Raw genomic sequence first — 11819 nt, forward strand, 5'->3', positions numbered from 1 at the left:
GCGGCTTAATTTTTGTTTATAGTAAGAATCATCGTTGACTAACTTTTAGCTAAGATTAAGTGCTAGATTGCATAAGCTTAAACCAAAGGGATCAAAATGTTGAAGCTAATTTCTTCAAATAAAAAATTTACCAAGCTGATTGCTATCGCTTTGACTGTAATGTCATATTCGACACAAGCCGATACGCAAACTCAACTATTTTTAGCTGAACCGTCGGGGGAAATGTCATCAAGTTCGGCATTTATTCAAGATATTAAAGATGATGCTAATGTAATTTCAATGCTCTTTTCTTTAGATAAAAAATCAAACGACAGGCTCGGACAGTTTTCGCTTACGTTAACTGATCAAGAAAAACTGCACTCCATTAACCTAAAATTTAACAAGAATGAAGAGGGTAAATTTAAGGTTGTTATAAAGGCTAATGGCGAAGAATATATTGTACCGGTGGCTTTTTCAGGGAAAAGACTTCAGCTAAAAATTGAAGGGCTACTAGAAAACAGCCTGAGCATTCAAATGAAAGGCTCCCATGAAAGTGAAACTCACAACGTCAAATTAACCTTACCTATAAAGCGATTACACTTGCTTCATAAATCGGGAGAGCTCAATATTTTTTACCTTATTACTCGATAGTCTTAATTTTTGTATAATTTCTCGATCTCGTTTCAGGTAGCTCTGAGGTTTATTAAACTTAAACTATATAATAAACCAAGCGACAAAAACGCATTCATTAGCGTTATAAACAAGTAGAAAACTAAAAGCTCAATAATGGTTTATGATCGCTCTATAATATGTCTAAAATTTGAGAACGATAAGAATAAATACAAAAGCTGCATGAGTTTTATCACAATCAATTTATCGACTTATCACCATTATGAATATGAATTTATATAAACAGTATTACAGCAGCTCAAAAAACTTTATTAAGTCTCCGCATGACGAAAAGCCTAAAATGATTTTCAAAGGCGAAGTTTATGAAGCATCTTTTTACGAATACTTGATCAACGAATTGACAAAAAATAACAATGATACTTTTAAGTTGGTAGGCAAACACGCTTACGCACCTAAAGGAAAAAAATTTATTTTAACAGGCTTTTATTGCGATAAGTTCGGCAAGTGCATTTACAATAGCGATGGTGTATCAATGGCTGAGTTCGATGCAATAAAGGTGAGTGAAAGTAAGCTTGTTTTTTATGAATGTACATTAATACAAAACCCACAAAGTCTTAAAGGCTGTGAAAGAAAATTCGAAAAAAAGTTTACTCTGTTACAGTTGTTGTTTCCCCAAAAAGAAATTACATGCGTCGTAGTCAGTAATAACAATAAAACACTCAACAAGTTTAAACATAAAAAAGGCTATGAAGTACATTTGCATCAATTGCCTGAGGTTGATCTTTTAGATATTGCCAAGCGCAGCCAGTATAAAAGCATCTCTGCTCCAGAAGGTGTGGTATCAGCCAATAGTCTCAACAAAGTGAACAGCGATTTTCATTACCTAACAAACTTTCGAAAACTGACTGCCGAATTGTTTAATGGTTGTTCACTAAGTTCCATGATAAATAAAATATTACCCTACAACGGTTTATTTCCCCGACTATATTGGGGGAAGGTACCAACTAGCCAACTTATAGATAAAATTGGAGTAGTGGATGCCGAATTCATTATTATTTCCATAAATGTAAGTGATCCCAGTAATCCAAAACTTAGGTATTACTTCCAAAAAAGCTTAAAAGGTGTCTTTGAGGTTTGCAAAAAACCGACAAGGTTACATAACAAAAAGCTCAGTGTTGTCGAAATTTTGGCTTTAACCAAAAGTATGCCTGTAAAAAATAGAGCAGAGCTAGTAACACTTGAAGCTGAAATAGCACAATGTGCGCCCCCAGTGTGCTAAGACAATTGTAACCTTTCAGGTTCATGCGTTTTATGATGAGCTTAATCATAGCTACTTTATGAAACTCGGTACAATTCGACAGTAAACCTAGGTACTTTTAGCGCTTTACGCTAATGATACTTGCTAGTAAATAACTACATATGAGAGCAACCTGTTTAGATTACAGTAGCTAGCTAAAAGGCTAACCTATATTAAGCATTTTAGGTCGGGCTTTTAATCTGAAAAATAGAGGGTGGCTTGATGTCATGGAATGACTTAAGAACAGGACGATACTCACAAGCAAATACAGAATATTTTATAACTTTTAATATCCATAATAGGTCATCAATATTTGAAGATGTTAAAATTGCACGCTTGTTTTGCAAACATATCGCAGTAAATGAAAAAAAGAACCAATGTAAATGGTTAACATGGGTATTAATGCCTGATCACTTTCATGGTTTATTACGGTTAGGCGAGAAGGTGCAGCTATCAAAGGTGATAGCTGAATTAAAAGGCACCACAGCGTATAAAATAAATGCTGAGCTAGGCCGTAAAGGGAAACTATGGCAAACATCCTTTTATGATCATGCATTACGTGAAGAAGAAAATAGAAAGAATATCGCCCGGTATATAGTCGCTAACCCATTAAGAAAAGGGCTAGTTAAGGATATAAAAAAATATCCATATTGGAATTCAATATATCTGTAGGTCGGGCTTTAGCCCGAAAAATTATTAAACAATTTTAAATGTTAGCCTAAAGACTCACCTACAAATGAAGAGACACTTTGTACAACAATGAATAAGTAGCCAAACTTTAATAAAATGTGTAACACGCTAGGCGAGGCTGTGCGTGGTATCTAAACTACTTAAACGAGTTGTCCACTTTACCGTTTTTAAAATGACCGAACAAACAGGCACCAAAACTGACCTACTACCACAAGGTATGCATTGAGCGGCTCAGAAGGTAAAACAGGCCTAAATCAACTGTAATTTTATCGCAGCATGTTGGTACAACTTCGAAACGATAAAATACCAACCAGCCATAAGTTATTGAAGCGCATAAAAGCCGAGCTTATAGAGGTTGAAAGTCAGAAAGGCCGCGATAAAATTGGCAATAATTATATTTTGAAGGTCGGCCGTTATGCCGGTTATAGTTCTAGTTTGACGGGCTAAAGCCCGACCTACAATTATTAATGAATTAAGTAGCAATATACATTTCAATACATTTTACTGAAAAAATCATCAGATAAACATTATATGGATAAGTTGAGATACGATCAGTGATTGAGTGCAAATATTTCAGTGATAAAAATGTCGCTAAAACTAACTAATATTGAACAAAATAATAATTTAACGCTTTTATAACTTTGTTTTTGAGGTTTTGGCTGGGAAGTAGACCACTGTTATAGGTCATCAATGTAATATTTTCGTTAGGCCTGATAGTTATTATCAAGTCTATGCGAGAAATTGTAAGCTCAGTTTCTTCTATGAACCTAAAGCGCCAATTAGTGGTAAATATTTTACCTTGTAGTTAGTAGGCTAGGTAAAAACTTAGGTAATAAAAAAGCCTTGTAAAAACAAGGCTTTTTTATTTTTGATTGGTCGGAGTAGCAAGATTCGAACTTGCGACCTCACGTCCCCCAGACGCACGCGCTACCAAGCTGCGCTATACCCCGAAATATAAGCTTAATGGGGATAAAAGCTTATGTTGGTATGATAATGATTTATGCTTTAAATGCAATTAAAAAACACATTCTACTCGTTAAGCGCCTAATTATTGTACTTTATTTCCTTGTTTACTGAATTGCTTGATAAAGTGCACACCATCAATCATCAGTGGAAAGTCAGGTTTAGCCGTAATAGGCGCAGTAAGTTGAATAGAATAGCTTTGGAAGTTACCGTTTTGGTCAACAAACATTGACTTATCTTTATTGAAAACGACGATGCCATTATCCATTGTATTAGCGATGATACGGTCATTACTTAACTTTTTAATATCGGTACCATTACTGTAGCTTTTAGCTTCAATATCACACGATAGCCAGCGCTTAATTAATGTTGGCTGTACATCCATGTGACTTGTTAATTTACCAATAGATCTATTTTTGCTTTCCGGCAAAACCAGTAGGGCTGGTTTAATGGATAAACTTGTGTCAAACGTATGATTGCCAATCGAGCTGATCCATAGAATATCTTTTTGCTGCTTCTTATTTTGCGCTGATATCAAGGCGTCTAAAAATAACTCAAACTGATAACTATTATTGCCTTTAAAATAGAACACATGTAAACCCGGTGCGTAGCTATTAAGTTTATCGGCAAATATCAAACTTGAAATGTCATCTAACTTGGTTTTCTCTGGAAATAATTTATCGGTTAGCGTGAATAAGCTCATGTCTTTTAAAGCTTGTTCGTTGCTACTTTCACCGACAACGGTAAATGATTTTGCTAAATCTTTCCTCGCCATAATTTGCAATAGCAAAGGTTGTGCTTGTTGTTCTGTTAGTGCTTTTTTATAGATACTCGGTAAACTATAAAACAGGTTAAACCAAGCCTCTTTTGGTAACGCGTTATCGACATGATTATCAAGCGAGAGTTTGCCTTGCTTGATTCTATGCTTAATTTTATCTAATTGCTTAACTTGCAATGTTTGATCTGATATCACCATAAAAACAGATTGTTTTAATGCGTTATCGCTCGGACATTGTCCTTGGTAAATCGGATATTGAGGTACTGAATCCGTAAAGGCAAGTGGGCTGGTTCGGCGAGCAATATAGTCAACTTCATCGAACATGCCATATTTTGTTAATAGGGTTTTAGCGGTTGATGGGTATGACAACGGTAATACGGTATCTTGGCGTAATACGTCATATTCAAGGTTAGCATCAGCCCATATATGAACAATGTGACTTAAAAAGAAAAAGGCCACTAACGGGATAACAATAAACCTGGCAAAAATTGTTTTTTGTAATTCTTTTAAATGCTTCCATGCATAGTTTGAGGTGATAAGTTCAAAAGATAAAATCACCATGGTCAGTACTAAACTAACAAACCAGAATGCACGACTATTTTGCTGTATTTCATTGCTAATAAGCTCAAGTATTGGGGCACTTGAGGATATATTTAAATGATAACCCAATCGGGTATAGATATATGCGTCGAGTAATAAGAGTAATAACTCGGCGGTAAAAATGATAGAAGCGACAACCCGTATAAACCTCGTTCTTGGAAATAATAAGGTGATCGGGAACAAAATGAGTACAAAACTCATAAAAGTTAAAAACGCCATGTGGCTTAACCACGTCGTAACCAAATAGATTTTACCTAATAAGGTGTCAGGCATCGTCTCACTTAATATATAAATAGACGATAATAATATCGCAGCAATAATATTAAAAAAGGTGAACCAATGGCTCCAACTAACTAATTGTAATAGGCGTTTACTATAGGGTTTTGATTCAAATGAAACCATTGCGTCGTTAAATTCTCTTATTATTGTTTGTCATTGTCGCTTTTAAGTTATACGTTTTATTTAGAATTTTGTATAGATTGTTTTAATGCACCGGCAAAATTGTCTACTATAGCTTCACGTTGCTCTTCTGGAATATTATTTACAATAATTTCTGTTAAGGTATTTCCTAGGCACATTAGCGCTAGATCAGGGGTTGCAGACTCTTTTACGAGTACATTATGCAAATCTTTAATAATTTTTTCTACACGTTCGTTGGAATACTTGGATACAATAGGCATCTTAAACACTTAATGGTAATTTAATAAACAGACTTAAGTTTATCAAATGCCCGAACAATATAATACTGACCTTTATCTATGAGCTTAATAATTTCGAACATTGCACTGCATTTTTTATCTAAAAAAGAAGAAACTGGTGAAGTTTTACTCAGGTTAGGGCCTGAAGATGTCGCCGCGAGCAGCAAAATTGAAAATTTTGTTGATGCCTTACATAAAATTTACAACAGTAAGGGCAGTAAAGCATACGGACATTTTTCTTCCATGCCAGCTGAGGGCGATAGCGCTCGTTTTGTTGATATTATGGAAAGCTACTTGGGCGACGCACAAAGTTTTCACCAATTTAGCAGCCAAGCAGCAAATTTACTTAAAAACGAATTAGAAAAATACGATCTTGCTGAAACTGGCTATTTAATTGTTTGTCATTACGAGTATATGGGAGGCCGTTATTTACTAGCCGCTATTATTCCAATTTCAGAGCATTACTCTGTTGACGGTGAATTAAATATTTCTGCCGATCAACATTTAGACACCAGTAAATTACAGCTAGCCGCTCGTATAGACTTGTTTGATTATCAAGATAATGCTGAAGGTAATCGTTATATTTCTTTTATTAAAGGCCGTGCGGGACGTAAAGTTTCTGACTTTTTCTTAGACTTTTTAAGTTGTGAAGAAGGTTTAAACGCAAAAGAGCAAACGCAAACATTAGTACAAGCAGTAGAAGACTTTGTTGCGGTTAATCAATTTGACGCTGATGAAAAACAACAAACGCGAAAAGAATTATTAACTTACTGTAAAGAGCAAAAAGAGTCAGCCCAAGATGTATCGTTACAAGAACTTGGCGATGTCATCAAAACTGAAGAAAATGGCCAAGACTTTTACAAATTTTGCCAAGAGCAATCATACCCAATTGAGGAGTCATTCCCTCATGATCAAGCTGTTGTTAACAAAGTCACGAAATATTCAGGATACGGTAATGGTATTAGCTTAAGTTTTGAGCGCAGCCATTTGGGTCAAGATGTAGTTTATAACCAAGCTAACGAAAGCATTACTATATTTAAAGTACCACCAAACTTAAAAGCCCAGTTACTTGCCTTATTAGAAAACAACGCGAAACAAAATCAGCCAGCAACAATGGCAGTAGAGTCAAGTAACGAAGACTCAGAAAATGACTTTTAGCACTAAGCTAATATGTTAGCGCAGTAAAACACAAATATACGGCCTGGAAAATGGCCGTAGAACGCAAAGAATTAATAGGAAATAAAATGACGACTATCACAATCACACGTCCAGACGATTGGCATGTACATTTGCGCGATGGCGCCGCTTTAACTAACACCGTAGCTGATATTAGCCGCTATTTTGGTCGCGCGATTGTCATGCCAAATTTAGTGCCGCCAGTAACCAATGCTGAGCTTGCAATGCAATATCACCAACGCATTATGGCCGCTAAGCCAAGCGCTCAATTCCAGCCGTTAATGGTGTTGTACTTAACAGACCAAACAACAGCTGAAGATATTAAAGCGGCAAAAGCATCTGGTATAGTTTATGCCGCAAAGCTTTATCCAGCAGGTGCTACAACCAATTCATCTTCTGGTGTTACCAATGTAGATAACATTGCCTCAGTATTAGCAGCAATGGAAGAAGTTAATATGCCATTGTTGGTACACGGTGAAGTCACTGATCACGCTATCGACATATTCGATCGTGAAGCTGTGTTTATCGATAGCATATTACGTCCATTAGTTGCCAAGTATCCAACCTTGAAAATAGTGTTAGAGCATATCACTACTAAAAATGCGGTTGATTTCGTTAAAGCTGCCGGTGATAACGTTGCAGCAACAATTACTGTTCATCATTTATTATTCAACCGTAACCACATGTTGGTTGGCGGTATACGCCCACATTTTTATTGCCTGCCAATTCTCAAGCGTAATATTCACCAAGATGCACTTATTGAAGCTGCTACAAGTGGTAGTGCTAAGTTTTTCTTAGGTACAGATTCCGCACCACATCCACAAAGTGCCAAAGAATCAGCTTGTGGCTGCGCGGGTGCTTATACTGCCCATGCGGCCATTGAACTTTATGCAGAAGCCTTCGAACAAGCCGGTGCGCTTGATAAATTAGAAGCATTTGCTAGTTTAAATGGCCCTAACTTTTACAACTTACCGATTAACCAAGACAAAATCACCTTAGAAAAAACCGCATGGCCAGTACCTGCTACCATGGCGTTTGGTGATGATGTTGTTGTTCCAATTCGAGCAAGCGAAAGCATTGCTTGGCAAGTAAAGTTGTAGGAGATTATAAATGCAGTTATTTGTAAATGACTTAACCGTAATCGACTTTTCTTATTGTTGTACTGAGCGCGGTATTGTTGGTGAAAGCTGGATAGTTGATGTATTGCTTGATGGTAGTTTAAATGAAATGAGCATGGTGCTTGATTTCGCTGTTGTTAAAAAGCAAATTAAAGCCATTATTGATGATGCCGTTGATCATAAGTTATTGCTACCTATGTTAGATAATGCCATAACCGTTAGCGATTCAACTTATCGTGAAGGTCATGAATTTGTTGATTTTAAATCCATGCAGGGCAGTTACAATTTACAGTCACCTCGCTGTGCATTTGCTAAAATTTCATCTGATAAAATTGATATAGCATCGGTAACAAGCTACTTAACCGAGATTATTCTTGAGCAATTACCTAAAAATGTTCAAGGCTTAACGTTAAATTTGCGTGCTGAAAACATTGATGGCGCTTTTTATCATTACACGCATGGCTTAAAACTTCACGATGGTAATTGTCAGCGTATAGCTCATGGTCATCGGTCCAAAATTCATATTTACCAAAATGGTCAACGCTCTGCAGATCTAGAAGCAGCATGGAGCTTACGTTGGAAAGATATTTATTTAGCGAGCGAGGCTGATCGCATTGCTTTAGCTGATATTGAGTTGTCTGCTAATGCCACTGAAAACTTAAGTGCTGATCAGCAATTGTTTTCTTATTTTGCGCCACAAGGTCGTTTTGATATTGCTGTACCGAGCAATATCTTAGATGTTGTCGATTGCGACTCTACTGTCGAATTATTAGCTGACTTCATTCTACGACAGCTAAAACAGCAATCTCCAGATAATGAATTCAAAGTGGTTGCCTTTGAAGGTGTCGCAAAAGGAGCAATTGCCAATGGCTAGGTTAACTGCGCTATTATTTTCATTGGTTTTAGTGAGTGGCTTAACAATCTCGCAAGTTGTTGTCGCAAAAACACAATTAACTGAGCAATTCTTTCAAGGTGCATTAATTGTTGGTAAAACAGCACCCGAAAATAAGGTACACCTTAACGGTAAAGCTATTAAAGTATCGGCTTCAGGTGACTATGTACTAGGTTTTAGCCGCGATGAAAAAAACAATAGCGTATTAACTATTGTTAGCCCAAAAGGTGAGGTTGAAAAACGCACCTTAAAACCTTTAAAGCGTGAATATAATATTCAACGAATTGAAGGCATTGCAAAGAAAATTATGAATCCCAACAAAAAAGCCAATATTCGTGTTGGGGAAGATAATAAAAAAATTAAAGCAGCGCGCACCATCGACAGTGACTTAACGGCTTTTGCTCAAGGTTTTATTGCGCCAATTGAAGGCACTATTACTGGTGTTTACGGCAGTCAACGTTTTTATAACGGTGTACCTAAGTGGCCACATTACGGCTTAGATTATGCGGGCAATACCGGTGATCCTGTGAAAGCACCTGCTGATGGTGTGGTACTTATGTTTGTACCTGATATGTTTTACTCAGGCGGCACAATGATCATAGATCACGGCCATGGTGTGAGTTCAACATTTTTACATTTGAGTGACGCTTATGTAAAAGTTGGCGATAAGGTAAGCAAAGGGCAAGTGGTTGCTGCGGTTGGCGCAAGCGGCAGAGCAACAGGGCCACACCTTGATTGGCGAATAAATTGGTTTAATGTCAGATTAGACCCGGCATTGGTATTAAAACTTAAGCCTTTAGAATAAAAACTATTTGATTTAACAAAGGCGATTAAAGGGTATTATACCCCATTAAAAATATCCTAATCGTCTTCTGTTTAATGCTTAACCTCACAAGTCACGCGCAAAATCTTCATCTTAGCTAGCAGATTTTCTGTTCCAGTCAATTTTACAATCATCAACAACAACTCCGAATTTATCAGTTAAATATTCACTTAACGTTCTGTAAAAAAGCCGTTGAGCCAAAAGTCATTAAAGTGCTTGTTCAAACGAACAGTGATTTAAAAAGTTGGGATAATTAAACAACATTATTAATAAATGGCTAAAATCAAACTAATTATCTGAAACTACATTGATTTTTACACATATTTGACTACGCTTATTTTTTAATTTACAGCTGTATGTACTGCCAATAGCAAACCACAAACAGCAAACCACAAACAGCACCAAACCCTATAATAAATAAGTACAAGGATAGTTAGATGCAGCCCATACAAGTTAATGCTTTTCAATTAACTGGTTATTCAGTTCGCACATCAAATCTAGAAGAAATGCAACCGACAACAGCTAAAATAGGCGACCTGTGGGCCCAGTTCTATAGCCAACAAGGCAAACAATTAACCCAGCAATCAAACGTTTACGGTGTTTATACTGATTACGAGTCTGATTTTAGTGGTCAATATTGTGTTTTTGCCGCCACAGACACACCAATCAACGATGATCAATTAAGCTCATTAACCATAGCGCCGGGCTTATATTATGTATTTTCAACCCAGGGCGAAGTACCAAACGCTATCATAGAACTCTGGGGGCATATTTGGGAATATTTCAGTAATGATCAAGACGCACGTTACCAACGCGCTTATACCACCGATTTTGAACATTATAAAAGCCCAACATCTTTTGACATTTATATCGCGGTAAAAGAAAAATAATCTCAAATTATGCACAATTTTATCTGTTTTGATATATACCCAAACCAGTAACTATCTAATGTAGAGGAACACTTATGGCTGGACACTATCCAGATAGAATAAAAGCCTTGCCGTTATATGATGGTCGATTCGACGCGTATAAATTAGCGGCAAATGGTAGTGATGTTTTATTTGCCTCTTATCCTGCGGGAACTGAAATACCAGCGCATAAACACGACACAGATAATCACGGCGTGATCACCCGTGGTGAATTGTTGTTAACAATGAATGGACAAACGCAACGAATCAAAACCGGCCAGTGGTACCATGTGCCCGCTCATGTTGAGCACAGCGCTAAGTTTGAACAAGCCACCGATGAAATTGAAATATGGTTTCATTGTGATGAATAACCTAATCGCCTAGGTATTAATTCGAAATAAGTCATAAGCATTACAGCACAAACTGCTTAGTAAGAAAGGTAACGCACATAATATTAATCCATCAAAAGTAACAGTAGTGCTATGTTTTTATTTGTTTTTACCTTATATTTCAACATTAAAATATTATATTGTCAGTTTAGCAATAATTACGTGAAGACATATTAAACTAATAAAAGGGCATAGCATGAGTACAACAGTTTTTTGCCGTTATTGTGGTGATCACATCATTGATAGCGCTAAAGATTGCCAACACTGTGGCGCAGAGCAACACTTACCCAGTGCTTTTGGCGGTGTTGCCAGTAAAAACGCACAAGGCTTGTTCGCCTTTATCTATTGTTTATTACTCGGTGTATTTGGCGTTCATCGTTTCGTTTATGGTAAAAAGCGGAGCGGGGTTTTTATGTTATTTACCTTGGGCGGTTTGGGAGTTTGGTGGGTTGCAGACTTAATTACCATACTCGCTGGACGCTTTGAAGATGCGGATGGCAACATCTTAAGTCCAATATTTTAATCTTATTAAAGCTATAACGCATGATAAGCGTTAATGAATTTAACTAAACAAGCAGCAAAGACTGCTAAGGGAACATTATGAAAAAATTATCATTAGTACTATTCACCGTATTGTTAACAACAGCTTGTGCGCCAGAAGTAGGTAGTGACGATTGGTGTAAACAATTAAAAGACAAACCAAAAGGTGATTGGACAGCAACAGAAGCTAAAGATTTTACAAAACATTGTATTTTTTAATTTGCTGTCATCGGTTAAACCAAACCTAACCGATATAAGCTTACTTAAACCGATAACATGCTGGCTGTGTTATCGGTTTTTTTGTAATTTGTGTAGCTAAATTTAGTGTCATAAATATA

13 protein-coding genes and 1 tRNA gene are annotated in these 11819 nt (G+C 36.6%); 11 read left to right on the forward strand and 3 right to left on the reverse strand.

All coding sequences use genetic code 11. The features are described from left to right. The first annotated feature begins 96 nt into the window (after positions 1-96). The 3 genes from B0169_RS10265 to B0169_RS10275 all read left to right on the forward strand — a co-directional run bounded on the left by B0169_RS10265 (position 97) and on the right by B0169_RS10275 (position 2578). Complete coding sequence (locus B0169_RS10265) at positions 97-630, forward strand: hypothetical protein (protein WP_077285892.1); 534 nt, start codon at positions 97-99, stop codon at positions 628-630. A 241-nt stretch (positions 631-871) separates the two neighbouring features. Beyond that, complete coding sequence (locus tag B0169_RS10270; protein WP_085328669.1) at positions 872-1888, forward strand: hypothetical protein; 1017 nt, start codon at positions 872-874, stop codon at positions 1886-1888. Between the two features lie 240 nt (positions 1889-2128). Then, on the forward strand, positions 2129-2578 hold the full coding sequence (locus B0169_RS10275) for an REP-associated tyrosine transposase (RefSeq protein ID WP_077285894.1): 450 nt from the start codon (positions 2129-2131) through the stop codon (positions 2576-2578). Positions 2579-3469: 891 nt separating this feature from the next. On the opposite strand, the gene B0169_RS10280 is transcribed toward B0169_RS10275, so the two are convergent. The 3 genes from B0169_RS10280 to B0169_RS10290 form a co-directional block, all read right to left on the reverse strand. Next, positions 3470-3546: transfer RNA gene (locus tag B0169_RS10280), tRNA-Pro, on the reverse strand. Positions 3547-3644: 98 nt separating this feature from the next. Next, on the reverse strand, positions 3645-5339 hold the full coding sequence (locus tag B0169_RS10285; RefSeq protein ID WP_077285895.1) for a DUF3413 domain-containing protein: 1695 nt from the start codon (positions 5337-5339) through the stop codon (positions 3645-3647). A gap of 56 nt (positions 5340-5395) precedes the next feature. After that, complete coding sequence (locus B0169_RS10290; protein ID WP_077285896.1) at positions 5396-5617, reverse strand: YejL family protein; 222 nt, start codon at positions 5615-5617, stop codon at positions 5396-5398. Positions 5618-5695: 78 nt separating this feature from the next. Here B0169_RS10290 and yejK point away from each other — a divergent pair, with 78 nt between their 5' ends. From yejK to B0169_RS10330, 8 genes are all read left to right on the forward strand, one after another. Further along, positions 5696-6793 (forward strand): nucleoid-associated protein YejK, encoded by a 1098-nt coding sequence (yejK, locus tag B0169_RS10295; RefSeq protein ID WP_077285897.1) that lies wholly within the window; start codon positions 5696-5698, stop codon positions 6791-6793. An 86-nt stretch (positions 6794-6879) separates the two neighbouring features. Next, complete coding sequence (pyrC, locus tag B0169_RS10300) at positions 6880-7911, forward strand: dihydroorotase (RefSeq protein WP_077285898.1); 1032 nt, start codon at positions 6880-6882, stop codon at positions 7909-7911. A 10-nt stretch (positions 7912-7921) separates the two neighbouring features. Continuing rightward, positions 7922-8803: a 6-carboxytetrahydropterin synthase gene (locus tag B0169_RS10305; protein ID WP_077285899.1), complete on the forward strand. Its 882-nt coding sequence runs from the start codon at positions 7922-7924 to the stop codon at positions 8801-8803. Then, complete coding sequence (locus B0169_RS10310; RefSeq protein ID WP_077285900.1) at positions 8796-9626, forward strand: M23 family metallopeptidase; 831 nt, start codon at positions 8796-8798, stop codon at positions 9624-9626. Before B0169_RS10305 ends, B0169_RS10310 begins: the two co-directional genes overlap by 8 nt. A gap of 455 nt (positions 9627-10081) precedes the next feature. Then, positions 10082-10534 carry a GyrI-like domain-containing protein gene (locus B0169_RS10315; RefSeq protein ID WP_077285901.1) on the forward strand — a complete coding sequence of 151 codons (453 nt, stop codon included), beginning with the start codon at positions 10082-10084 and terminating at the stop codon, positions 10532-10534. A 74-nt stretch (positions 10535-10608) separates the two neighbouring features. Next, positions 10609-10923 carry a cupin domain-containing protein gene (locus tag B0169_RS10320; protein ID WP_077285902.1) on the forward strand — a complete coding sequence of 105 codons (315 nt, stop codon included), beginning with the start codon at positions 10609-10611 and terminating at the stop codon, positions 10921-10923. A 214-nt stretch (positions 10924-11137) separates the two neighbouring features. After that, a complete protein-coding gene (locus B0169_RS10325) occupies positions 11138-11464 on the forward strand; it encodes a TM2 domain-containing protein (protein WP_143323511.1) in 327 nt (108 codons plus the stop codon). Positions 11465-11541: 77 nt separating this feature from the next. Next, complete coding sequence (locus B0169_RS10330; protein WP_077285903.1) at positions 11542-11700, forward strand: DUF3012 domain-containing protein; 159 nt, start codon at positions 11542-11544, stop codon at positions 11698-11700. Positions 11701-11819 lie beyond the last annotated feature (119 nt).

It is taken from the genome of Cognaticolwellia aestuarii, assembly GCF_002000025.1.
In the GTDB taxonomy this organism is placed as follows: domain Bacteria; phylum Pseudomonadota; class Gammaproteobacteria; order Enterobacterales; family Alteromonadaceae; genus Cognaticolwellia; species Cognaticolwellia aestuarii.